The following is a 25,409-nucleotide window of genomic DNA, read 5'->3' on the forward strand; positions in this document are numbered from 1 at the left end:
AGTAATCCTTTGTACTTGTATGTAGGGCAATTAAATTGCTTTTATCGTCATATTGGTAAAATGAACTGGGCCTAGTTGGTTATAGAAACCAGCCGCACCGCTAGCGAAGCTTTCAGGCATCTCCGTGTCTGTCGCTTCCAAAACTAGTTCGTTATTGATGTAGCAAAGGAACTGATTTCCCTTTACATGAACATCAAATTGGTAAGGTTTATGTGGCACCCATGGAAAATCGGCTTGTGCTATCACATTGGTTTGATCGTAGTGATTTAGTATTAATTGAATTTGGTCATCGGCAGTGAGTTGTACTCGATAGAAACGTGACAAGCCTTGGTAGCGCACTATCGGCCCGAAAGGTTGTTTGATCTGCGATGTCAGTGAAAGGTTTAGTGTGTAGTCGCGCCAATCTTTGTTTCCGTACACAAAAACACCAGGGTGATTGGCATCGTTGTTGACCAATCGATAGATATCTTGGTTGTCGAACTTAATGCACGTGTCCATAGTATTGATGAAACTGCTGTCCCAAATTTCATGAATTGGCTTCTCATCCACACCTATGGTCAGTGTTGGCGTGCCTTGCCAATCTAATTCGTGTAGTTGAACTGTTCCTTTTTGGGAGCGGGTTATTGTACTTTCAACTTGAATACCGACATTGGCAATCATGCGCTGATCCAAACTCGGGACGGTCCAATTTAGAACGCTAGTCATGTTTGGGGTTAACTCAACTGGTGAAGAATGAATGGTCTCGATATTCAGTTGTGAATCATACACTTCAACAAAGATACGCGCGCTCACCGCTGCGTTGGCGTCGTCAGATAAGCTTACTTTTGCACTGATTGTCTGAGTTGGGTAAAGAGTCGGGCTGCCTACGATGTGATAGGACGATTCGTTCACTTTAGAATCGCTAGGCGTATGAGTAGCCGTTTTAAATCTAAGTGGGACACCGTTAATTAGGTTTCTAAAATCGACGCTTAAAGCGTTCGAATCATTATACATTATGGCAGTGCGCAAATAGTCTGGGTTGGTATCGAGAGCAAAGCCTTGAACTGCCCCTGAAAAAGGGAAGTGAAACTTTGGCGTTGGCTCAGGTTTCATACCTGTGTGTAGGTAAGTTGCTATTGCAAACAATTTGTCGGTTTCCTGAACCGCATCAAAGATATGGTCTTGCACATTGGCACTTGGAAGTAGAATGCGATCTGCGATTGGGCCACGCCAATCATAGCCATCATCTAAAGCATTAAGCCCTAAGCGAATGCCATTTAAACACCCTACGTTTGCTGCGTTACAGTCAGTGTCCCAGCCGAGAGTATTGACGATTTTCATTGACTCGTGGAAGCTGTCTGCACCGTATAGCAAGGATAAGATGATCAGTCCATGGTTGGGCATGACATGACAAGTACCGTCAAATTTATCGTAGCCATAGTATTGTTTAAGCTGTGAGAATGCCCAATTCCAGTCGGTTGGGTTTTGGCTGTGCCACGCTCTAACGTCTGTGATAACTTTCGCAATGTCACTGTCTTTAGGGATGTAAGTTAACCCCAGATCAATCAATGCATTAAGATCTTTTTCGACAAATGCTTGTGATTCCATAACGGCTATCATGACGGCTGCATGAACCGCTTCGCCATCGTGGCTTGCCTTAGCAGCTTCACGTGCATACTGGGCCGCTTTATCTGGCATGGCTGGATTTATCAGTGCCCATCCATCAATAAAAATCTGCGCTCCGATTTGTTCTGCGACGGTCTTACCATTGGTTTCAATAGAGCCACTTGCGGGCGCTTCAATTCCGTTGCGCAGATTTAACCAAGCTGTGTGTTCTGTCGATTGCCCGTAGCCGCCCCACCATAAGATGGTTTTGCCTTCAATAAGGTTATCTAACCATGATTGACCAACATGTTTCGCTGAAAAATCTGTGCGAAATAGGTGATCTTCTAGTGCATGGGTAAACATAAATGTACCTGTAATGTCATCGTCACTACAGATAAGAGGGTGGTCGGCTTGTTCATTTACAAAACGATTAATTTCTCCAAATTGTTCAACTATTTGTTCGTTTTCCCAGCCTTCAAATGGTCGGCCCACGTAAACGCCAATTATTTTGCCTAAAATACCAGCGTATACTTTTTCGTAATAATTGAAGTCTAAATTCATTGGATACTCGTATTATAAATATTGAATATGGCTAAATTTATTTAAAGCAAATGTTATTTTCTTGGTTTATATAAATTTAGTGGTTTAACTGATAAATACTCAGCACGAGAATAGTACGAGTTTTTAGCAAGAAATTTTGTGACCTAAAGTCAGTTAATGATTGACCTGTCATCATGATGGTGAAATTAAATTTCATGTTAAGTTATTGTTTTTATGTGTTTATAAAATATATTCATTAATAACTTTCATGGCTTTTGTCCGATTTGTGCGTGTAGCCCCGAAACGAAACATCAGAATTGAGCTCAGCTACTTCGTGAGATTTCAATCACATAAACACCGCCTGTCTATGAATATTATGTGCAAAATCGATTATCAACTGAAAATGACAAATATCTATTAATACCAATATTAATTAGTGATTTTGTTGTGTTTAAAATTATATGAGGCAGTTATGTCATTTCGTGATGAGTTTATTTGGGGAGCAGCAGCAGCGAGCTATCAAATAGAAGGTAATACCCAAGGTGTTGATCAATGTGCTGATTCGGTTTGGGATATGTGTTCTCGAAAAAAAGACTTTGTTTTAGAAGGGAATACAGGGTTCATCGCTTGCGACCATTACAATCGCTATGAAGAAGATATCCAGTTAATGAAAGATATTTCGTTGCAAGCTTATAGACTGAGCATTATGTGGCCTCGGGTGCTACCTGAAGGGACCGGACAGGTGAACCAGAAAGGTTTGGATTTCTATGACCGTTTGATAGACGAACTATTAGCCAAGGGGATCGACCCTTGGGTAACACTTTTTCATTGGGACTACCCGATGGCTTTGTTCCACAAAGGTGGCTGGCTTAACGATGACTCCAGTGATTGGTTTGCAGAATACACGCGTGTTATCGTCGAGAAACTGTCTGACCGAGTACAAAACTGGTTTACGCTTAACGAACAAGCATGCTTTATCGGGTTAGGTCATCAAGTTGGTATGCATGCTCCAGGTATCCAACTGCCTACCAAAGAAGTCAATCGAGCGTGGCATAATGCGCTGCTAGCGCATGGTAAAGCCACAACCATTTTACGTGAAGAGTCGATACTAAATGCAAAAGTTGGTGCTGCTCCTTGTTTTAGAACCGCAGTTCCTATGCGCAATTGTCCGGCAGATATAGAAGCGGCAAGGCAGTACACGTTTAATGTCATCGATGATCAGATGTTTAATGCGACATGGTGGATGGATCCGGCTTTCAAAGGTGAATATCCTGAAGATGGATTGGCGTTACATGGGAAAAACGCGCCTAATGTAAAATCTGGAGACATGGAGATAATATGCCAGCCACTAGATTTTGTCGGGTTTAATGTTTATCAATCCGCGACCGTTAAAGCTGGACAAAACGGCCAACCAGAAGAAGTCCCTTACCCGAATGATTATCCAAAGACACATTTTCAATGGCCTGTGACACCCGAAGCATTACGCTGGGGCACACAATTTCTCTATGAACGTTATAAGAAGCCGATCATCGTGACCGAGAATGGTTTGAGTACCAACGATTGGGTTAGCTTGGACGGAAAAGTGCATGACTCTTCGCGAATCGATTTTCTAAACCGTTATTTACTTGGGTTAAAACAGGCAGCCGATAGTGGTGTAGGTATTATGGGGTACTTTCAATGGTCAATTTTAGATAATTTCGAATGGGCTGAAGGTTACCTTCAGAGGTTCGGCCTAATTCATGTTGATTATGCGACACAAAAACGAACGCTTAAAGATTCGGCGCTTTGGTATAAAGGGGTGATTGAATCTAACGGCAAAACTTTAGGTGACCACAATGCCATGCAGCATTGGCGTCTGCCTGAAGACTTTAACAAAAACATTTGTTAGCGTTGAGTCGGTTCAGTATTCAACAAACTGTATTGAAGGCGTGCGGAGCGCCTTGTATTTCTTTTGGTAGTAGTTATATGAGTAAGAAAGTCACCATCCACGATGTCGCGCAACGAGCGAATGTTTCACCAAGCACGATTTCGCGATATCTCAATCGAACCTCTTATATTGCAAAAGACAAAGTCGACAGTATTGAGAAAGCGATCTTCGATCTAGGCTTCAAAGCCAAAAAGAGAAAATCGCAACCCGAAACGAAACGTACCATGACGCTTGGCATTGTTACTGCTTCGTACGATAGCCCACACATTACGCGAATATTGATGGGTATGGATGAAATGATTCATCAACATAGCTATCAACTTATTGTAGAAACCACTCACTGGCAGCCCAATCGCGAAGAAGCGGTTCTTAAGCAATTCATCAACCAAAATGTTGATGGGATCATTGTGGTTGGGGGCTATCTAAGTGAACGAGCGGTCAAGGAAATTACCGGCAAGAAACCCGTACTCTTGTTTGGTAGCCCGGTGTTTTTGGCGAAAAAGACTTCGGAGAATTTGCTTCCCCAGTTGCAGGTTGATAACGAACTTGGCGGGTATTTAGCAACGAATCATTTATTGCAACTGGGACATCGACGAATATTGCACTTGCATGGAACAGTGGGGAACATTGATGCAGAGGAGCGATTACAAGGGTATAAGAGAAGCTTAGAAATGGCAGGTATTACCGTTGATGAGCAACTAATTTGTGCTGGTAATTTTGAGGCTAAAATCGCTTTCAAAGCAATGAATGAATTCCTCGACAAAGATATCAATTTTACAGCGATATTCTGTGCAAACGATGAAAGTGCATACGGAGCCATTCAAGCGATGCATCAAAGAGGAATTTCGGTACCAGATGATGTGTCAGTTATCGGTTTTGATGATTTACCGTTCTCGTCGTTCTTTATTCCGCGATTGACTACAGTTAAGCAGCCATTTGAAGAAATGGGGAAAATAGCCATCCGTCAGATGTTAGATTTGATTAGTGAAAATACTGGTGAATATTCAGTTCCGCCTGTTGAGCTTATTTCCAGAGACAGCACAAAACGTTTAGAAAACTAATGTGATCACCCCAATTTATAATGGTAAGGAATCAAGGTTGTGATTTGATATCATTACCATCTATACCTTGTCATTATTTATTTAAATAGAACATTTAAACTTCCGTCATTAAAATTGATAAAGAATTATTTCACAATAAGTTACTGTTACTTAAGGGTTCTTGTTATCTTTTTCTCATAATTTTCATGATGTAATTGAGATTCGTGTATCGACTCTTATAAATAAACATTGGTGACTTACCCCAGAATTATGTGTGAGTTTCTTCACGATTAATATTGTTCCATAAAGTTAATATTCGGGTCGTTATACAGCGAATCGATTTTAAAACTTATTACTTGAATGGAATGTCACATGACTAAAAAATTCACCACGCCTTACTTTTCCGATTGGCCAAAAATTACGTCTTCAATTGGCCGAGATGAAGTGATCGAAAAAGAAATTTCTCGAATTGTTAGTTTGATGACCGTTGAAGAAAAGCTAGGGCAGATGATTCAACCAGATTTACGTGGTGTGACTCCTGCAGAAGCGAAACAATATAAGCTAGGTTCGATCCTAAATGGTGGTGGTGCATGGCCAAATGAAAACAAGCACGCAAGTGCTCAAGACTGGGCAAACAAAGCAGACGAATACTGGTTTGCGATAGAAGAGTCTTTTGAAGACCGTCCGTTTAGAATTCCATTTATGTGGGCAACCGATGCCGTTCATGGCCATAACAATGTGTTTAGCGCGACGGTTTTTCCTCACAACATAGGTCTGGGTTGTGCTCGCGATCCAGAATTGATTCGTAAAATCGGTGAAGTAACGGCGTTAGAAGTGGCTTCTACCGGGTTAGATTGGACGTTTGCTCCGACAGTCGCGACACCGCGGGATTTACGCTGGGGTCGAGTTTACGAAGGGTATTCTGAAGATCCTGAAATCACGTATGCGTATGCCTCTGAGATGGTTACGGGGTTACAAGGCTCGGCTGAGCAGCTGAAAAGTGATGTCAAAGTCATATCGAACGTTAAGCATTGGGTCGGTGATGGCGGTACGCTAACAGGCGTGGATAGAGGCAAGAACCTCTATAGCGAAGATCTACTGCGTAATATTCATGCAATGGGTTATTTCAGCGGATTGACTGCTGGCGCACAAGTCGTGATGTCTTCTTTTAATACGTGGCAGTCGGAAGCGAACTATGATCACATGCCAGACTATGAGGGTGACTATAACTTCAAAATCCATGGCAGCAAATATCTGCTTAATGACGTGTTGAAAGAGAAAATGGGCTTTGATGGCCTGATTGTTACGGACTGGCATGGGCACGCTGAAGTAAGTAAGTGCAGCGATGGAAATGCGACTTACGCGATCAATGCTGGCAATGATGTTTTAATGGTTCCGGTTCATGAGCACTGGATTGATGTTTATCACCAATCGTTAGAGGACATTAAGACGGGCTTGATCTCAATGGCCAGAATTGATGATGCCGTCACTCGTATTTTGCGTGTGAAGATGCGTGCTGGGTTGTGGGATAAACCGCAGCCTTCTAAGCGACAGCTCGCTGGCGACCAAACTGTACTTGGCGCGAAGGCTCACAGAGAGCTAGCTCGTGAAGCGGTTAGGAAGTCTATGGTCTTACTAAAGAACGAATCCAATGTTTTACCGCTAGCTAAATCTCAAAAAGTCCTGTTAACGGGTAGTGCTGCTGATGATTTACAAAAGCAGTCAGGGGGCTGGAATTTAACGTGGCAAGGCGATGAAAACACACTCGATGATTTTCCGGGTGCTACAACCGTAAAAATGGCATTGGAGTCTGAATTGGGCTGTGACAATGTCACATATGACCCGCAGTTGAAGTCAGACTTGCAAGCCACAGAGGTAGCCGTCGTTGTTTTCGGTGAAGACCCTTATGCCGAAATGATGGGGGACATCAAAGCTTGGCAAACGCTCGAATTTGGCGCATTAAAACGATCATACTTGAAAGATGTGGAAAAAGTGCATCAGTTAAAAGCAGCTGGCGTTAAGGTTATCTCGGTATTCTTTTCGGGACGCCCGTTGTATTTGAACGCCGAAATTTCAGCATCGGATGCGTTTGTGGCTGCGTTCTTACCAGGCAGTGAAGGGCTGGGAATCACGGATGTAATCGTGGGAGATGAGAATAAGAAGCCCCGCTACGATTTTGTCGGAAAGCTTTCTTACAGCTGGCCGAATAAAAAGCGTTCAGCAACGGTCAATCGCATTCCTACGCATATTCCTGATTACGTTGTTCCGGAGCAAGAACAAGATCCAAACGGTGAGCATGCACCTTTGTTTCCATATGGCTATGGATTGAGCTATCAAGGTTCAACCTCACCGCTCGATCTAGATTTAAATGCAATAGCACTTGATGACCAAGGCAAAGTTAATTCTGAAAAGGCGAGCGACGATTTAGAGCTATATGGGGTACGTTCTAATATTGGCGATTATCAGTTAAGAGTCGGCGACCTACATCATTGGATTGGCTCTGATGTATCTAGAAATAATGCGGTGGCACTGCAAGGGATCAATACAGCACCGTTTAATTACCAGCAGCAGCAAGACGCGGTAAAAGTCACCTTTAAGAATGAATTTGCCGCTGTGTATATTCAAACCGGTGATGGTGGCGTCGAAAACTTACACCCATATGCGATATCTGGCGGCTATTTGAGCTTTGAAGTATTAGTGACTGAGCTCGCGACTCAGCCAGTTTATGTCGCCCTACAAAAATGGACGAAGAATGTGGTGCCTGCCAATATCGCTAGCGTAGAAGTGACGCAACCTATCAATACTAAGATAGGAGAATGGAATCAGATTCAAATCCCTCTATCTGAATTCGTTGAGCAAGGCGTCGATCTGGAATATTTAGATACACCGTTTATGTTTTTCACAGCGGGTGAATTAACCACTGTGATCGCCAATGTTCGTTGGGTGGTTGGGGATAACGCCTAATAGCATGCTCTTTTGAGCTTTGGTTGAGCCACTTCGAAATCGTTGAAGTGGCTCTTTTTTACTTTCGAAATGTGGGCTAACCAGTTCTCACATGAGCGGTGACTGATACGAGCGCATGATCGGTGCTGAAATGATCTCGTTCAAATTCTGGATTAATGATGTGTCTATCCACGACTTGATACTCCGTAATTTCCATTAAGCTCAGTGAGTGCTGACAATCAAACTCATTGGACATCAGAATGTAGTCGAGCGTTGAACCTTTCCCCCCAAAATAATGAGTCGCAGGGCGTTCTTCCAACAGATCTGACTCTTTGACTTGGTGGTATAAATCCCAGCTGTCTCTGAGTCTAAATTCGCTCAACCAATATTGACTTTCTTCATCTCGATTGAGCTGGTAACTCAACAGACCTTTAAATTCGTCGCTCGTGAGTGGCTTATTGAAGTCGCCCATCAATACAACGGGTTGGCGAGTCTTGCTGCGTTGAAGTGAAATGTATCTGTGCAGCAAATTAGCCTCATAGCCGCGTTGAACCGTCGATATCCAACTACCAAACTGTTGTTCGTGAAGTTGATTTAAAGTGGGGGACGGCGTGAAATCATCAGAGGTAAAAGCGTGGGGTGGGCCGCTATAATCTTTTTTTGTTTCGGTACCGCGCTGTGACTTGAAATGCACGACGTAAATGTCGGTGTCTTGCAAATGGGGAAGCGTAATCGTCGCGTGAATAGGCGTGCGATTAAAACTAAACTCGTCAGCAAGCTCAAAAGCTTGGAGTAGGTTTTGGTCGGCGGTAACAGGTTGGCACTGTTTAATAGGGTACTTGGAGGCAATCGCGACTACAGGCGCGAAGAATAAGTAGTCGGATTCGATTTTTGGAGCGTCGACTACCTCGAAAAAGTCGTACCCAAGTGAACTCACTAGTTGTCTAAGCGACTCAGGGCTAAATACTTCTTGGAACGCAATCACGTCACTATCAAGCGCTGTAATTGCGTGACTAAACCAATTTTGTTTTTTCTGCCATTCGTCTTGCGCATAGATATTTTCGAACTCATAGTACGCGTTAGGTGGTTCTAAGTAGTTCAATAAATTTATAGTGGTGAAAGTGATTGCGGATGAAGTAGTCAAAATAGCTCGATGTTTCAAAAGAGATAGTTCAATTATGGGCTAACCACTCGATAATTGAAACGTCGTAATTTGGATTCATAAATGAAAACAGTGTGATAGCTATTTAATTAACCGAACCACATTGTTCCTTTCTTCAGATCCGCTTAGGTTGAATTCATGGCTATCAGTAATGATAGAGCGTTCTTTAGCGTACTCAAGCTGAGCTTCTAATCGCGCTAGCAAAATTTCTGGTGTCATGGCTAAGTCAGATTGGAACGAATAGCCGCCAACGCGAATATTGATTGGGTACTGAGCGACCGCTTCGAATTTACTGACGATGCGTTCGCACACTGGGCGAATGTTTTCGATAGGTGTGTTGGGCAGCAAAATGAAAAATTCGTCGTCATCACGAGCGATCGTTTCCGTTTTTCTCAATTGTTCTATGCAGATCTCGGCGAATTGCTGCAATAGCTTATCACCCGCTTCGTAGCCAAACTTCTGATTGATCTTTTTCAGTTCATCAAAATCGACGTGGAGCAAGGTAAATGCTTTTTTGGAACGCTCAGCGATGGCGACAGCACGGTCTAGCTCTTCGGTAAACGCCCAAAGGTTGTAGGTATTGGTCAACTGATCTTTGAAACTAAATTTCTGCATGTCAGTTCTGATATCGCGAGCTTGCAATGCTTGGTTTATCTCATTGAGTAACTGGTTATCCAATGCAATGAACTTTTGTAACGCTGCAAGGGTCTGATGTGGGGAAAGGTTATCTTTCTTTAATTTGATTCTTAAATGATCGGAAAGCGTCTGATGGAAACTGTGCATACGCAGCAAGAAATCACTTAAATGAACATTGAGCTGAGCAAGAGCCATACACAGCTCTACGCGGCAGTATAAGTAATCCTCTTCCGCTTTCATAAAAGTATTCATGTACCTATGGATCTCTTGCTGAAGTTTGGTTTTGAAATTCAGCGAATCAACAGATGTGGAGGGAGTTTCATTCAGCGTTTGCTTAATGATAGACGAGAAGCTTTTCACATCGGGTATGTAATCAATGCATTTCACTAGTAGATCGTAATCTTGTTGTGAAAAATTGAGTAATGAATATCGTCGTTCTAATTCATCTTTGTTGAGGCCTAGCTCGCTAATCAAACTCTTCAAATTTGGCATCCCGGTAACGATAGTTATTTAAATAGAATAAAGTGCGGATAAGTTTTAGTAAAGTGAATTTCTAGCCGTCTTTTAGTCAAATAGATTTGTCTATAACTGGTTATCTAGCTCATAAATGACAATGACTATTTTATTAGTTATTACATGATGTTAGATTTTTCTCTATACTAGATTTTAGGTCGCGCTCACAATTGCATATAAATCCAGCGACTCAATAAATTTGAATGTGGCATTTGAAGGGAGAATCAAATGGGGACGATACGTCGAACAATTCTTAGCTCCAGCTTTACTCTGATCGGAGCGTTACTTGTACCTAACATCGCAAATGCTGCCAATGTTATAGAAACCACCCAACTGGTTGGTTTTGGAGAAGCGAAATACTCTCCGGATTTTACTCACTTCGACTATGTTAATCCCAACGCACCCAAAAAAGGTAAAGTGACCTACGGTGCAGTCGGCACATATGACAGCTTTAACCGATTTGGTTCTCGTGGTGTTGCGGCGGCGAATTCCGGAGAGCTGTATGACACCTTAATGTACTCTCCAAGCGACGAAATAGACGCTTATTACCCACTTATTGCATCCAAAGTACGTTACTCAGACGACTACACTTGGATGGAAATCGACATTAACCCTAACGCTAAATTTCACGACGGCAAGCCGATTACAGCGCATGATGTGGCATTCACATTTGATAAATTCAGCGCAGAAGGTGTTCCCCAATACCGTGTTTATTACAAAGACGTAAAATCTGTAACTGCAGTGAGCGACTTAAAGGTGCGTATTGAAATGTCGGTACCGAATCGTGAGAAGCTATTTAGTTTAGCGCAAAGTACTCGCGTTCTTCCGAAGCACTTTTGGCAAGATAAAAAACTTTCTGATCCACTGAATGAGCCACCGGTAGGAAGTGCGGCTTACAAGATCATTGATTACAAATCGGGTCAAAGCGTTACCTATGGGCTGGTGGAAGATTATTGGGCGGCAAATTTACCAGTTAATGTGGGCCGTAATAACTTTAAGCAAGTTCAATACGATTACTACCGTGACGACACAGTAATGTTAGAGGCCTTTAAAGCGGGCGAGTTTGATTTCCGCCAAGAGAATTCAGCTAAGTTCTGGGCAAATTCGTATACCGGAGCAAACTTCGATAAAGGTTATATCGTCAAAGAGGAAATTCCTCACCAAAAACCAGAGGCCACCCAAGCATTTGTTTTTAATACGAAAGCCACAGTGTTTTCAGAACCTCAAGTTCGTGAAGCATTAACCTATGCGATGGACTTTGAATGGATGAACAAGAACCTCTTTTATAGCCAATATTCGCGTACACGTAGCTATTTCCAAAATACGGACTACGAAGCGAAAGGCTTACCTTCTAAAGAAGAACTTGCCGTTCTTTCGCCATTTAAGGAACAAGTACCGGAACGTGTTTTCACTGAAGAGTATCAACCACCAGTTACGGATGGTAGTGGTCGCATTCGTAGCCAAATGCGTCACGCGTTCAAATTACTAAAAGGGGCTGGTTGGGAGCTTAAAGATAAAGTGATGACCAACGTAGAAACAGGTCAACCTTTGTCGTTTGAATTACTGATTTATAGCCCGACTGCGGAGCGTATTGCGATTCCTGTACAAAAGAACTTGAAGCGCATGGGGATTGAAATGAAAATCCGCACCGTGGATACCACGCAATACATTAAGCGACTACGTGACCGAGACTTCGACATGGTGTCCTCGTCTTATTCTCCAAACCCATACCCAAGTCCTAACCTAATGATTGTTTGGAACTCTAACTTCTTGGATTCCACGTACAACACCGCTGGCGTTACGGATCCTGTGGTTGATCAACTTACAGATGAGATATCTAGGAACCAACAAAACCCTGATAAATTATTAGTGTTAGGGCGCTCATTGGATCGCGTTCTACAGTGGAACTTCTACATTATTCCTCAATGGCATGTTGGCAAATATCGCATCGCCAGCTGGGACAAGTTTGAGCGCCCAGACGTATTACCTAAATACGACTTAGGTGTTGATACGTGGTGGATCTCCGACAAGAAATCTTCTTTGTTGCCTGAAAAACGTCGTTAGGAGTATTAATGGCAGCATATATTTTTCGTCGCCTACTGTTGGTCATTCCGACCTTGTGGGCGATCATCACCATCAATTTCTTCATTATTCAAATCGCCCCCGGTGGCCCTGTTGAACAAGCGGTTGCTCAACTAGAAGGGCATAACTCCGGAATCATGGAACGCTTTTCTGGTGGCGGCCAAGAAGTTGATTTAGGTGAGAGTGAGCAAGCCTCTGCTTCTGGCTATAAAGGGTCACGTGGTTTAGATCCGGAAGTAGTCGAAGAAATTAAAAAGCAGTTTGGTTTTGATAAACCAATTCATGAACGTTATTTCGATATGCTGAAGAACTACGCCATGTTTAACTTCGGCGAAAGTTTATTTAAAGGCGGAAACGTAATTGATTTGATCATAGATCGCTTACCTGTGTCTATTTCGCTTGGCTTGTGGAGCACCTTAATCATTTATTTGATTTCGATTCCCTTGGGCATACTCAAAGCGATTCATCATGGTTCACGTTTTGATATCTGGTCGAGTGCGGTGGTGATAATTGGTTATGCGATTCCAGGCTTCTTATTCGCGATAATTTTGATCATCTTATTCGCAAGTGGTAACTACTTTAGCTGGTTCCCGCTGCGTGGCTTGGTTTCGAGTAATTTTGAACAGCTTAATTGGTATCAACAAATTATCGATTACTTTTGGCATTTAGCCTTGCCGATCTTCGCCATGGTTATTGGTGGTTTTGCCACGTTGAGTATGTTGACCAAAAACTCATTCTTGGATGAGATCAATAAGCAATATGTGGTGACCGCTCGTGCCAAAGGTCTCGATGAAAATCGAATTTTGTATAAGCACGTATTTAGAAACGCGATGCTAATCATCATTGCTGGCTTCCCTAGTGCTTTTATCAGCATCTTTTTTACTGGTTCGATGCTGATAGAAGTGATGTTCTCTTTGGAAGGGATTGGGTTATTAGGGTTTGAATCGACGATTCAGCGTGACTACCCAGTTGTATTCAGCTCGTTGTACATCATGACTCTACTTGGCTTAGTGCTGAGTATTATCTCTGACCTGACTTATACATGGGTCGATCCTCGTATCGATTTTGAGGCCCGCTAATAGTGAAAAAAGTATTTGAATTCACGAATCCACTCGCGCAAGCCCGTTGGTTACGTTTTAAAGCGAACAAGCGTGGTTTCATTTCGATGTGGATCTTTCTTCTTTTGTTCGTGTTGAGCTTATTTGCCGAACTTATCGCTAATGACAAACCTTTGATTGTGTCGTATCAAGACTCGTTCTACTACCCAGTGGTGTCTGAATACGCAGAAACTGAATTTGGCGGAGAGTTCGAAACTGAGGCCGACTACACCGATCCTTATGTCATAGAGTTAATTGAAGAGCAGGGCTACATCGTATGGCCATTGATTCGTTTTAGCTATGACACTATTAACTTCGATATTTCGGGATCTGTTCCTTCTGCGCCGGATAGTGTGAACTGGTTAGGCACCGACGACAAAGGGCGTGATGTACTTGCTAGGATCATTTACGGCTTCCGGATCTCGGTCTTGTTTGGTTTTATTCTCACCATAGTTTCTAGCGTTATTGGCGTGTTTGTTGGCGCGACGCAAGGCTATTACGGTGGTTGGTTAGACTTACTTGGGCAGCGCTTTATTGAAGTGTGGTCAGGAATGCCAACTCTGTTTTTGTTGATCATTCTGTCAAGCTTCATTGAACCAAACTTTTGGTGGCTACTTGGCATTATGGTCCTGTTTAGTTGGATGAGTTTGGTAGGTATTGTCCGCGCAGAGTTTCTTCGTTGCCGCAACTTCGATTACGTTAAAGCCGCGCAAGCGATGGGCGTGGATGACAAGCGAATCATGCTTAGACATATGTTACCTAATGCGATGGTTGCTTCACTGACAATGATGCCGTTCATTTTATCGGGTTCGGTAACTACGCTTACCTCGTTGGATTTCTTAGGTTTTGGACTACCAGCAGGCTCTCCTTCGTTGGGCGAACTCCTGGCACAAGGTAAAGCGAACTTACAGGCTCCGTGGCTGGGTATTTCAGCCTTTGTGGTACTTTCGTTAATGCTGACTTTACTCGTATTCGTTGGCGAAGCGGTACGTGATGCATTCGATCCCCATCAACAGCGTTAAGGCTCAATTATGACGAATAAAACCGTTCTCACCATTGATGAGCTTTCCGTCGGTTTCGGGCGTGCGAAAGCGATACAACAGGTGACAAGTAACGTGTCTCTTTCGATTAACAAAGGTGAAACATTAGCCTTGGTAGGAGAAAGTGGCTCAGGTAAATCGGTCACCGCGAATTCAATTCTAAAATTATTGCCTAAAGGCTCTTCTCATTACATGAATGGGACGATCACTTTCGATGGCTTAGACATTCTTAGCTGCTCTGAACGCCAGTTACGCGGCATTCGAGGCGGAAAAATCGGCATGATTTTCCAAGAGCCGATGGTGTCGCTCAATCCGTTACATAAAATTGGTAAACAGTTAGTTGAAACGCTTGCAGTGCATAGAGGGATGCGCACCAATAAAGCGCAGCAATTGGCAATCGAGTGGTTAGAAAAGGTAGGTATTAGGCACCCAGCGCAAAAGATTACCGCTTATCCTCATGAGCTTTCAGGTGGTGAACGACAACGTGTGATGATCGCAATGGCGCTTATCAATAAACCAGAGTTATTGATTGCAGACGAGCCGACTACCGCATTGGATGTATCGGTTCAGGCTCAGATCTTAGATTTGCTCAAAGAGCTCCAGCAAGAGTTGGGAATGGCAATGCTGTTCATCACTCACGATTTGAGCATTGTTCGTCGAATCGCAGATCGCGTTGCCGTGATGAAAGCTGGCGAATTGGTCGAAACTGGAGATTGTCAGCAAGTTTTCTCACAACCTAGCCACCCATACACACGTAAGCTGATTGATTCTGATCCTAAGGGCTCGCCAGTTACGGTTGAATCTGACAGTGAGTGTTTGTTGGATGTTAACCAGCTTAAAGTGTGGTTTCCGATCACTGGTGGTTTGTTTAAACGTACCATAGCGCACGTTAAGGCCGTGACGGATATGAAGTTTAGCCTGCGAAAAGGCCATTCGATTGGGCTTGTGGGAGAGAGTGGTTCGGGTAAATCCACCACAGGTATGGCGATACTAAAGCTGGTTCAGAGCGAAGGTTCGATCAGTTATCAAGGTAACGAACTACAGGGCCTCGATCGAAAAGGGATGCTACCGTATCGCAGCAGAATGCAAGTGGTGTTTCAAGACCCATTCTCTGCACTGAACCCTCGAATGTCTGTGGCTCAAGTGATTGGAGAAGGGCTACGTGTACATCATGAGATCAGCGATAGTGAAATGGATAGCATGATTTGCGACGTGATGCGTGAAGTCGATCTAGACCCCGACACTCGTCACCGCTACCCGAATGAGTTCTCAGGAGGCCAGCGTCAACGTATTGCAGTTGCGCGTGCTTTGATTTTGAAACCCGAGTTTATCTTGCTGGATGAACCGACGTCTTCGTTAGACAGAACCGTCCAAGCGCAGGTACTCGATCTCTTGAAATCGCTACAAGAGAAGTATGGGCTAACGTACCTGTTTATCAGCCATGACTTAAATGTCGTGAAATCGCTTTGCCACTACACCATTGTCATGAAAGCGGGTGAGATTGTAGAGCAGGGCAACACTGACGAGTTATTCCAATCCCCATCTCATAGCTACACCAAACAGCTGATTGAATTATCAAGCTTTTAAGCTCAAATAGACACATAAGTCACGGTTCATTCATTTAACATCGTGGCTTGTGTGTTTAGCTCACAATTTTTCCGAACAAATTTCGAATCTTGCAAATATTGGGTCTAACTTTAGTCTGACTTAATATAGTTCAAGGAAATAGGATGAAACTGTTTGAATTTAAGCCTTCGCCAAGTAGTCGTCGCGTTGCAATCTTTCTTAATGAAATTGGTGTCGAGCTCGAAACAGTTCAAGTGAATGTACGAAAAGGTGAAAACCTTTCTCCCGCCTATCAAGCAATCAGTGTGAATGGAAAGGTTCCGGTTTTGGCGCTAGATAATGGCAGCTCAATCTGTGAAAGTGTGGCGATCTGCCGTTACTTAAACGATCTTCATCCTAATAATTTGCACTTGTTCGGGCATAGCCCAACGGAAAAAGCCAAGGTAGAGATGTGGCACCGTGTAGTGGAATTCCAAGGTTTGTACCCTGCATTCCAGGCGTTTCGTAATATAAGCGGTGTCTATAATGATCGTGAAGTCTGCATTACAGAGTGGGGCTATGAGTCTAAGCAGCGAGTGAAAGACTTTCTCCCGGTATTAGAAGATAGGTTAGGGGAATCAGACTTTATCGCGGGCGATCGCTATTCAATAGTCGATATTACCGCGTATGTGTTTATTCAGTTTATTGAGGGCGTACTGTTTATCGATATTGAGGACAAATTCCCGAATATCAGCCGCTGGCATCGGTGCCTAGTGAACAGGCCTGCTTATGGCTATTGATTTTCTTTTCGCTGGCTAATCAGTGTATTGCTTGATGATGTTTTCGATTTGCCCATTGTCACGCATCTCATTAATGATTTGATTAAACCTTTTAATAAAGTCGGCTTTATAGGGAAAGTTATCCACCTCTATACCGCTGAAAGCTAGGTAACCTTGTTCTTTGCTCACCCGAACTCCCAGGCGGAATTGAGTATTCTCCGGTATCGCTCCTTTTTTCTTAAGCTGTTTTACTTCCCACAAGATAGACAGTTTGTCGTTTATGTAGCAGTCGATACGTTTTGCTCTGAGCTTTAAAATATTCTCACGGTTATCGATTGCGGTTTCTACTGTGAGTTTACCTTGCCGACTGGCTTGCCAAAACAGGTCGCCACCTATGGCAAATGAATCATTAATTCCGATGGTTAACCCGAAGTAATCATCGGGCCAAACGGTACGTGGTTGACTGATCAATATAATGTCAGGATTACAGTAGACGACGACCTCTTCATTAAGGATCGGTACTGAATAAGGCTCAATGTACTTGCGTTGGTTTGGGTAGAAATAGGGAGGGTACAAAGCGAACCCTTTTCCTGTTTCTAGCATTCTTAGTCCGCGTTTAAAGGGAACAGGCGCAATAGACACGTCGTACATGGGCATCCTACTGAATGCCACGCGCAGAACGTCAGCATATATCCCTTTGGCGACACCGTCTGACGCATAACTGTATGGTGGATACGCGTCATCAGCGTAAACCGTTACCGGAGTTATCTGATAAGCGTATGAATGGGAGAAGCCTAGCCAAAGGGTTATTAGTAAAAGATTGCGCATACAATCCCTCATCAATAACACTTATAATTAACTGTAGACGATAGCCTTAGGCTACAACAGCGTACGAAAAGAAATATCCTTTATGGTTATTTGTTTGTTTTCGCATTACACTGCGCGCAAGATTTTTAGTTAGAGGTCACCATGGACCAAGAATATTACGAAGATGCTGATTACGTTGAATACAACGAGGGCGAAGAAGGCGAAGAAATTGAGATTGAAGCGATTGGAGTTGAAGTTTCAGCCCAGCCTATAGAGCTCTATAAAGTATTTAAAATAGCGAACTTAGTAAGCGGTGGCGGTGAAGCCAAGCATGTAATTTCTGAAGGTTATGTGGCGGTTAACGGTGAACTTGAAACGCGTAAGCGTCGTAAAATGTACGATGGTGATTTCTTCGAATTCAACCAAGAGTATTACGTTGTGGTTTGCGATGTGCCCGTTCAAGAGCCTCAAGAAAAACCGGTAAAAGCTGAGCCGAAGGCAAGCAAGAAGCCGGCAAAAAACAAAAACAGCTCAAATAAGAAAAATAAGTCGTCAAACAGTTCAAGACCTGAATTAAGCGCATCTGCAAAACCTAAGAAGCAGAAAGAAAAGTCTCAAGCGGCAAAGCAGGATAATAAACTTAAGCCGCAGCGTGATGAAAAGAGTGGAAGAAATTCGATCGACTTTTTCTAAGTGCATAGATTAAGAATTAAGCCTGAAAAGCTCACTATTTGATAGTGGGCTTTTTTATTACACTTCTTTGGGCGATCGACTCTGAATTTAGTGATAAAGTCTTGTTTAGTCGTCATTAACAGTTCTTAGCTGTTGAATTGTATCTAACTTAAAAGGAATACGTTACGTGCAAACCAGTTTTATAGATGGAAAGACTCTTTACCGTCAGCATTCATTTGATTTACCACTTAACTATAACGAGCCTGAAAAAGCCACAATCCAAGTATTCGCTAGGGAAGTGGTTGACCTTGCAAAAGATTCTCAAGAACTACCATGGTTGGTGTACTTTCAAGGCGGTCCTGGTTTTCCTTCGCCACGTGTAAGTGGTGAGTCTGGTTGGCTTAAACGCGCATTACAAGAATATCGAGTCTTATTACTGGATCAACGTGGAACAGGTAATAGCTCTGTCGTGAACAAAGACACTTTGGCACATTTATCTGCTGCGGAACAGGCTGAGTTTCTCTCTAATTTTAGGGCTGACAACATAGTAAGAGATGCAGAAGCGATTCGAACTAAACTTGGCGTTGAGAAATGGGCGACGCTGGGACAAAGTTTTGGTGGGTTCTGCACGTTAACTTACCTGTCTTTGTTTCCACATAGCTTATTACGTTGTTTTGTAACGGGTGGTATTCCTTCTATTTCTCGCCACGCTGACGACGTTTACCAAGCGACTTACCAACGCGTATCAGACAAGAACCAGGCGTTCTTTGCACAATTTCCGAAAGCGCAAAGCATGTGTCAGGAGATTGCGGATCACTTGATCGAGAACGAAGTCAAACTACCAAATGGACAAGTTTTTACTGTAGAGCAATTTCAGCTGATCGGTATTAACCTTGGGCGTGGTGGTGCGAACATGCCAATGTATTTTACGCTTGAAAGCGCGTTTGAAGTAGCAAATGGTAAAAAACAGCTGAGTTATGCTTTCCTAAACCAGATGCAGCAAGAACAGGGTTACTTAACAAACCCAATCTATGCAATTCTGCATGAAGCAATTTATTGCCAAGGTTACGCGTCAAACTGGTCTGCACATCGTGTTCGTGACGAACATCCAAGGTTTAATTATCACAAAGGTGGTGAGTTCTGGTTTACTGGTGAAATGGTCTATCCGTGGATGTTTGACCAACTAGAAACACTAAAGCCTTTAAAAGAAGCCGCTCAAATCTTGGCTGAAAAGCAAGATTGGTCGCCAGTATATGATGCAAGCGTGTTAGCCAATAACCCAGTACCTATGGCTTGTGCGGTATACGCTGATGATATGTATGTAGAATTGCGTTATAGCCAAGAGACACTGGCGAATATCCCTAACTCAAAGGCTTGGATCACAAACGAGTACGAGCATAACGGCATTAGTGTTGATGGTGAGAACATTCTAGGCCGTCTGATGGATATCAACAGCCAAATAGAAAACTTGCCGAAGTAAACTCACTGGATTCCCCATTAAATAGAAGCGCTACTGGATCGGTAGCGCTAATACATTACCCTGTAACTTAGTTTTGGCCAACCACTCACTTGGTATTGAACCTGAGCTGTCGAAATAACACGCGGCTAAAATCGCGCCGATGATTACTCCACGACCACAACTATCTCCACCACAAAAAATATTGTCTCGCATGGCTTGTTGGTAACTAGAAGCCGTTGCAACGATCCGCATAATTAAAGGGAAGGCGGCATCTAAACCGCAATGCAGTCCAAACCGCTCTGCAGCGACCGTGATGTGTTCGTCGGGCTCGCTTAACGCTAGGTTCACCTGTTCGAAGATGAACTCACTACATGTTTGCCTAACCATCTCCACTGACTGCATCGGTGTATTACCTTGCAAAGCAGCTTGAAGTAATAATGTAATTGCTTTCGCCCACTCGACTGATTGATCGTTGTTATTGGTGACTCTAACCGCACTCTCGACCATTTTAGGTAATTCAGACAATCCATGAAAACACGCAATCAAAGGGACTAATTTCGCTACAGCTGGAAGTTGAGTATCGTCTGCTCCACAGCGCGTAATGGGTAATTCTTGTTGTTCTAGCTGGTGGATGTTCACCAAGGTGATTCGAGTCGGTTTGTCTATGTAGCCAACCCATTGCCCACCAAAATCAAACCAATTTCGAAACTCACGAATGTAGTCTTCTTCTTGGTAAATTTTATTGGTTGCTAAACTGTCGACCATTGCAAGTACTTGAGCGCCATATTGGGAATGATCACCAACGCTTTTGCCTTCGTGAGCAAAGTAACCTTTGTCTTGATATTCATAGCGGTTAGAAGAATGGAACTCGGGCTTATCACCCGCTATTTTTCTGATTTGCTGCTGGTCATAGAGCCAATGGAATCCCATGCATGCGGCATCGCCAACCAATGCCCCAATGACCGAATGATATGCGCGTTCTTTATGATGATCCATAGAATGACTCAGTGAAGATATTTGAGTTAATTATAGTGACATCAAAAGGGTATGGATAAGAAACTAGAAAGTTATCGAATGAAACGAGAACTAGTTGTCAAAATGTGCGTTAAATTCTTCTAACCAATGGAAAATACTGGCTGGTTTACCCAGTTGATAGCCTTGGTAAAAATCGATTGGTAGCAGCTCTATTATGTCTAATTGCTGTTGGGTTTCTATGCCTTCAATTAACACTTTAGACTGGGTGGTCACTGCTAGCTCGATCGCTTTAAGTAATGGTTGCTTATTACCCGCTTCATAAGTGAGTAAAAGGCTGCGATCTATTTTGATCATGTCCGGCTCGATAAGGTGAACCCGATTTGTATCAGAGCTGCCTGCGCCAAAATCATCGATTGCCAGTAAATAACCACGATCTTTGATGCCAGAGATAAGCCGGGCAAGTTCCTCGTTCTCGTTGCAATCTTGCTCAACAATTTCTAGCACAACATCGTCTAATTTAATCCCTAACTCTTCGAGTCGGATTCGCATTAACTTGTGTGTTTCACTATTGGTAATTGAGTTGACGTACCTTTGATAGCTGATCAACGCGGCTGGAATAACGTTAAGAAAAATCTTGCATGGAAGGTGAGGATAAAACAACGAGAAATTTCGAAGGTGGATAGCTCGACTTAGCATTTCTGCACTTAAACGCGTTGCTTCATTAAAGTCGGGGTTAGACAAAAACAAATCTGGGCGAATCCAGTTACCTTGTGCGTCCTTAATTCGTAGGAGTGCTTCAAAACCATGTAGCTTAAGTTGTTGAGTATAAATGGGCTGGAAGACACTATAGAGAGTATATTCGCCAAGCACAGCGTAAGACTCTCCAACGGAAGAGCGTTTAATATGCCTTTCAAAATCTGCGCGTGTAATCGGAGCCATTAATCAACTTATGTGAGTGAGCAATCAAGTTATTGAGTTATTGAACGATATGAGTATACGTAAAAAAATGTTGCAGTACACCAAAGAGTGCAGTTAGCCGTTAACAGTTTGTCTTATGTAGTAACATAAGTTCGGATAGTTCGCGGTGTGTGGACGCTATATTTGATTTAGGTGGCGTCGGCTGCGGCGCTCTAATCGTTTGAATAAACGAGACAAGCTGAAGCAAATAACAAAATAGACGGCTCCAACTAAAAGCCAAATTTCAAAAATCAGACCAGAAGAATTGGCAATTTCAGTGCCTACAAAGGTCATTTCTTGAATTGAGATCAGCGATACAATTGAGGTGTCTTTGACAAGGGAAATCGCTTGTCCTGCCAGTGGAGGCGTTATTGCTGTTAGTACTTGCGGCCCAATAACGTAGCGGTATTTACTGAATGCAGATAAACCAAGAGAATCAGCCGCTTCCCATTGCCCTTTATCTATTCCTTCTAGCCCAGCGCGAATGACTTCAGCTATGTATGCCGATGATAGTAACCCGATACAGATGACACCGGACGCGAGGTTTTCCCATAGATTTGAAGGGCCAAACAAGAAACTTTGAAGCGCGTTCAACTCGCCTGAGTGTTCGCGTAGCAGTGGCTCTAAGCCTAGCAACGGAATTAGTTGGTTTGAGATAAAGAAGTAAAAAATAAACACGAAGACCAAAGGTGGAATATTTCGCACCAGTTGGATAAACATGGTTGCAGGTGTTCGGAAGATTGCAAAACGCGAGTGACGAGCAATGCCAAGTAAAGTGCCTAAGGATAGGGATAGAAAAAGGCTCCAGACGCTCAAGCGTAGCGTGGCGATCAAGCCTTGAAAGAAATAGGGCAAGCCACCATTTGATGGTGAGGTGAAAATAAGGCTGATAGCGTCAGCCCAGCGCCAATGATAATTGACACCAACTGATGAACGGTAGTAAAGCCAACCTGCACATAACACGACCCCAAGCAACAATCCGTAATCAAGGAAAGTTAACCTTTGAAACCAAGGTAGACTACTGGTTTTAGGTTTGTTGACTGCAGTTGTAACCGTATTGCTCACATCTTTACCTTATACATCGAGTTAGGACGACGCTGCACCGCGTATGAGCAGCGTCTTTATTAGTTAACTATCGCTAATTCTTATTAGCTTATTGGCCTTGAGCGATTTGGTCTTGCCAATCGAGAGTCGCGAACCAGTACTCATAGCGCTCTTGTAACCAACCGTCTTCGGTACGTGCTGTGATCCATTGGTTGAAGAACTCTGCTTTATCGGCTTCACCAAGACGAACGGCAAAGGCTTCGTTACCTTTAGATAAGCGCTGTTCAAATGGAATGAATAGAGCGTCTGAGTTTTTAATGCTTTCATGCTCTGGTTTAGGGCTTGAAGCGATAACGGCATGAGCGTTGCCGTTTAGCACTTCTTGGAATGCCTGAGCATCGTCATCGAACTGAAGTACTTTCGCTTTAGGGAAGGTCTCGCGAGCAACTTGCACCGTAAATGCGCCACGGCGTGCAGCAATTTTTACTCGGCGAGAGTTGAAGTCATCAATTTGGCTGAAACCTTTTGCCAGTTCAGTATTTGCCGCCAGTTGAACGCCTGAATGTGAATATGGAGCGGTGAACAAAACGCTTTTCGCCCTTGCTTCCGTAATCGACATTCCCCCGATGATGACGTCGAACTTATTGGATAACAAAGATGGAATAATGCCATCCCAAGCGGTAGGGACGAACTCTACTTTCCACCCCGAGTCTTTTGCGAGGCGCTTAGCAACGTCAATCTCGAACCCGACAAGTTCACCTTGGGTGTTACGCATCGCCCACGGCACAAAAGTAGACATACCCACACGCAGAGTTCCGCGATCATTGATTTTGTCTAAATTAGGCGTATTCGACGCAAGGGTTGGCAAACTGACCGCTAGGGTTAGTAATGCTGTAATAGCCGTTTTAAATAGCTTCATGCTGATTAATCCTTATTGTGTTCTCCAGCTTGCCCCAAGCTTGCGCTCAAGCATCACTGAAATGGCAGAAAGTGAAAGTGTTAATGCGAGATAGATAATAGCAACCGTAAACCAAATCTCGAATGGCATTGCGGTTTCAGAAACAATGTTTCTTGCTTCTGTTGTTAGGTCGAAAATCGCCATCACGCTGACGATAGAAGAGTTCTTAATGAGCGAGATAACTTCATTTGTCAAAGGAGGCAACGTACGTTGTAGTACTTGAGGGAGAATGATATCCCAGTAGGTATAAGGCTTGGATAATCCGAGAGATTGAGCTGCCTCAAACTGACCTTTATTGATGCTGTTCAAACCTGAACGGAAAATTTCCGCGGTGTACGCTCCTTGAAATAATGATAACGCTAATACCGCAGTACTAAAGCGGTCTAGCCCAATTACGGGGCCAAACACAAAATAGAGCAAGTAAATTTGAACCAGTAACGGTGTGTTACGAATAAGCTCAACGTAACCAGTGGCGATTGCTCGCCCGACGATCGAGTTAGAGTTGTTGAGCAAAGCGGTTACTAAACCAAGCCCCAAGGTCGCCACTAAACTTACTAACGAGATTTTAATGGTGACAAGAAGGCCTTCGATCAGTTCAGCTGGCCACCATTCTCCATCTTCATAAAAGGCGATATAGTCAGGAACACGATGCCATTGCCATGAATATCCCATAGCCTGTGCTCCGGAATCTAGGATCCAGCTGATTCCCACCAACAAGAACAGAATTTGGAAGAGAGCTGACAGGGTTGGCTTAATGACTTTGAATAACATCAGTAACTTAGGATCTGTTTTAAGAAGGCTTGAGTACGAGCGTGTTGAGGGTTATCAAATAATTGATTCGGCGTGTTGGATTCAATGATTTCACCTTGGTCCATAAAGATAACGCGGTCGGCTACTTTTTTGGCAAAGCCCATTTCATGAGTCACACACACCATGGTGATTCCTTCCTCCGCCAGTTCCACCATGACATCAAGTACTTCATTGATCATTTCCGGATCAAGAGCAGAAGTCGGCTCGTCGAATAACAGTAACTCTGGCTTCATACATAGTGAGCGAGCAATTGCGACGCGTTGTTGTTGACCACCAGAGAGTTGCACGGGGTATTTGTTGGCTTGCTCTGAGATATGAACGCGCTCCAAGTAGTGCATGGCGAGCTTTTCAGCTTCCTGCTTACTCATTTTTAGTGTTCGGATTGGCGCTAAGGTCAGGTTTTCTAACACGGTAAGGTGAGGGAAGAGGTGAAAATGCTGAAACACCATGCCAACTTTACCTGGGAAATTCAATTTAGCAGGGAGTGTTTGGTCTAGAACGGTAAGCTGACCTGACTCGAATCGCTCAAGTTGATTAATACAACGGATTAAGGTGGATTTGCCAGAGCCAGAAGGGCCACAAATGACAACAATCTCACCTTTTTGAATGTTCAAATCGATAGATTTTAGGGCGTGATAGTCGCCATACCACTTATTAAGTGCTTTAAATTCAACCATGTTATGGTGATTGTTCACAATTATTTCTATTTTTGCTGACGTTAAGATTTACCTTAACAATATAGAAAAATGAATGCACATAAAAAAGGGCAGTAACTTGATATGAAATGGTCAGTTGCTTAAAAAGTAACAAAGCAGCGAGCATGCTCGCTGCTTTTAGTT

General features: G+C 43.3%; 20 protein-coding genes. 10 read left to right on the forward strand and 10 right to left on the reverse strand.

Features of this window, described 5'->3' with window-relative positions; translation table 11 throughout:
- Window positions 1-30: 30 nt before the first annotated feature.
- Window positions 31-2,145, reverse strand: a complete 2,115-nt coding sequence (locus ELZ11_RS10725; protein ID WP_137357398.1) for an ADP-ribosylglycohydrolase family protein — start codon at window positions 2,143-2,145, stop codon at window positions 31-33.
- A 451-nt stretch (window positions 2,146-2,596) separates the two neighbouring features.
- Here ELZ11_RS10725 and ELZ11_RS10730 point away from each other — a divergent pair, with 451 nt between their 5' ends.
- The 3 genes from ELZ11_RS10730 to ELZ11_RS10740 all read left to right on the forward strand — a co-directional run bounded on the left by ELZ11_RS10730 (window position 2,597) and on the right by ELZ11_RS10740 (window position 8,055).
- Window positions 2,597-4,012, forward strand: coding sequence for a GH1 family beta-glucosidase (locus ELZ11_RS10730; RefSeq protein WP_137357399.1), 1,416 nt, complete (start codon window positions 2,597-2,599; stop codon window positions 4,010-4,012).
- Between the two features lie 77 nt (window positions 4,013-4,089).
- Window positions 4,090-5,112, forward strand: coding sequence for a LacI family DNA-binding transcriptional regulator (locus tag ELZ11_RS10735; RefSeq protein WP_137357400.1), 1,023 nt, complete (start codon window positions 4,090-4,092; stop codon window positions 5,110-5,112).
- A gap of 351 nt (window positions 5,113-5,463) precedes the next feature.
- Window positions 5,464-8,055 carry a glycoside hydrolase family 3 protein gene (locus ELZ11_RS10740; RefSeq protein ID WP_137357401.1) on the forward strand — a complete coding sequence of 864 codons (2,592 nt, stop codon included), beginning with the start codon at window positions 5,464-5,466 and terminating at the stop codon, window positions 8,053-8,055.
- A gap of 76 nt (window positions 8,056-8,131) precedes the next feature.
- Here ELZ11_RS10740 and ELZ11_RS10745 read toward each other — a convergent pair whose 3' ends face one another.
- Both ELZ11_RS10745 and ELZ11_RS10750 read right to left on the reverse strand, forming a co-directional pair.
- The gene (locus ELZ11_RS10745) at window positions 8,132-9,178 is read right to left on the reverse strand and encodes an endonuclease/exonuclease/phosphatase family protein (RefSeq protein WP_137357402.1); all 1,047 of its coding nucleotides are present in this window, start codon (window positions 9,176-9,178) and stop codon (window positions 8,132-8,134) included.
- Between the two features lie 99 nt (window positions 9,179-9,277).
- Entirely contained in the window at window positions 9,278-10,315 is a 1,038-nt protein-coding gene (locus ELZ11_RS10750) for a GGDEF domain-containing protein (protein ID WP_167494664.1), read from the reverse strand.
- A 279-nt stretch (window positions 10,316-10,594) separates the two neighbouring features.
- On the opposite strand from ELZ11_RS10750, the gene ELZ11_RS10755 reads away from it, so the two are divergent.
- The 5 genes from ELZ11_RS10755 to ELZ11_RS10775 all read left to right on the forward strand — a co-directional run bounded on the left by ELZ11_RS10755 (window position 10,595) and on the right by ELZ11_RS10775 (window position 16,909).
- A complete protein-coding gene (locus ELZ11_RS10755; protein ID WP_374939817.1) occupies window positions 10,595-12,409 on the forward strand; it encodes an extracellular solute-binding protein in 1,815 nt (604 codons plus the stop codon).
- Between the two features lie 8 nt (window positions 12,410-12,417).
- Window positions 12,418-13,506 carry a microcin C ABC transporter permease YejB gene (locus ELZ11_RS10760; RefSeq protein ID WP_137357405.1) on the forward strand — a complete coding sequence of 363 codons (1,089 nt, stop codon included), beginning with the start codon at window positions 12,418-12,420 and terminating at the stop codon, window positions 13,504-13,506.
- Between the two features lie 2 nt (window positions 13,507-13,508).
- Window positions 13,509-14,546 carry an ABC transporter permease gene (locus tag ELZ11_RS10765; protein ID WP_374939815.1) on the forward strand — a complete coding sequence of 346 codons (1,038 nt, stop codon included), beginning with the start codon at window positions 13,509-13,511 and terminating at the stop codon, window positions 14,544-14,546.
- Between the two features lie 9 nt (window positions 14,547-14,555).
- Window positions 14,556-16,151 carry an ABC transporter ATP-binding protein gene (locus ELZ11_RS10770; protein ID WP_137357407.1) on the forward strand — a complete coding sequence of 532 codons (1,596 nt, stop codon included), beginning with the start codon at window positions 14,556-14,558 and terminating at the stop codon, window positions 16,149-16,151.
- A gap of 143 nt (window positions 16,152-16,294) precedes the next feature.
- Window positions 16,295-16,909 carry a glutathione S-transferase family protein gene (locus ELZ11_RS10775; RefSeq protein WP_137357408.1) on the forward strand — a complete coding sequence of 205 codons (615 nt, stop codon included), beginning with the start codon at window positions 16,295-16,297 and terminating at the stop codon, window positions 16,907-16,909.
- Window positions 16,910-16,924: 15 nt separating this feature from the next.
- Here the strand turns inward: ELZ11_RS10775 and ELZ11_RS10780 are convergent, their stop codons facing one another.
- Window positions 16,925-17,716, reverse strand: a complete 792-nt coding sequence (locus ELZ11_RS10780; RefSeq protein ID WP_137357409.1) for a substrate-binding periplasmic protein — start codon at window positions 17,714-17,716, stop codon at window positions 16,925-16,927.
- A 141-nt stretch (window positions 17,717-17,857) separates the two neighbouring features.
- Between ELZ11_RS10780 and ELZ11_RS10785 the strand changes: the two genes are divergently transcribed.
- Window positions 17,858-18,388 (forward strand): RNA-binding S4 domain-containing protein, encoded by a 531-nt coding sequence (locus tag ELZ11_RS10785; protein WP_137357410.1) that lies wholly within the window; start codon window positions 17,858-17,860, stop codon window positions 18,386-18,388.
- A gap of 166 nt (window positions 18,389-18,554) precedes the next feature.
- Complete coding sequence (locus ELZ11_RS10790; RefSeq protein WP_137357411.1) at window positions 18,555-19,847, forward strand: alpha/beta fold hydrolase; 1,293 nt, start codon at window positions 18,555-18,557, stop codon at window positions 19,845-19,847.
- Between the two features lie 30 nt (window positions 19,848-19,877).
- On the opposite strand, the gene ELZ11_RS10795 is transcribed toward ELZ11_RS10790, so the two are convergent.
- The 6 genes from ELZ11_RS10795 to ELZ11_RS10820 all read right to left on the reverse strand — a co-directional run bounded on the left by ELZ11_RS10795 (window position 19,878) and on the right by ELZ11_RS10820 (window position 25,247).
- Window positions 19,878-20,822 carry an ADP-ribosylglycohydrolase family protein gene (locus ELZ11_RS10795; protein ID WP_137357412.1) on the reverse strand — a complete coding sequence of 315 codons (945 nt, stop codon included), beginning with the start codon at window positions 20,820-20,822 and terminating at the stop codon, window positions 19,878-19,880.
- Between the two features lie 90 nt (window positions 20,823-20,912).
- Window positions 20,913-21,740, reverse strand: coding sequence for an EAL domain-containing protein (locus ELZ11_RS10800; protein WP_137357413.1), 828 nt, complete (start codon window positions 21,738-21,740; stop codon window positions 20,913-20,915).
- 156 nt (window positions 21,741-21,896) lie between these two features.
- A complete protein-coding gene (locus tag ELZ11_RS10805) occupies window positions 21,897-22,823 on the reverse strand; it encodes an amino acid ABC transporter permease (protein ID WP_137357414.1) in 927 nt (308 codons plus the stop codon).
- A gap of 88 nt (window positions 22,824-22,911) precedes the next feature.
- A complete protein-coding gene (locus ELZ11_RS10810; protein WP_137357415.1) occupies window positions 22,912-23,721 on the reverse strand; it encodes a transporter substrate-binding domain-containing protein in 810 nt (269 codons plus the stop codon).
- A 12-nt stretch (window positions 23,722-23,733) separates the two neighbouring features.
- Entirely contained in the window at window positions 23,734-24,531 is a 798-nt protein-coding gene (locus ELZ11_RS10815; protein WP_137357416.1) for an amino acid ABC transporter permease, read from the reverse strand.
- Window positions 24,531-25,247 carry an amino acid ABC transporter ATP-binding protein gene (locus tag ELZ11_RS10820; protein WP_137357525.1) on the reverse strand — a complete coding sequence of 239 codons (717 nt, stop codon included), beginning with the start codon at window positions 25,245-25,247 and terminating at the stop codon, window positions 24,531-24,533. Before ELZ11_RS10820 ends, ELZ11_RS10815 begins: the two co-directional genes overlap by 1 nt.
- Window positions 25,248-25,409 lie beyond the last annotated feature (162 nt).

Origin of the sequence: Vibrio profundi, from assembly GCF_005281835.1 — a bacterium.
Classification (GTDB): domain Bacteria; phylum Pseudomonadota; class Gammaproteobacteria; order Enterobacterales; family Vibrionaceae; genus Vibrio; species Vibrio profundi.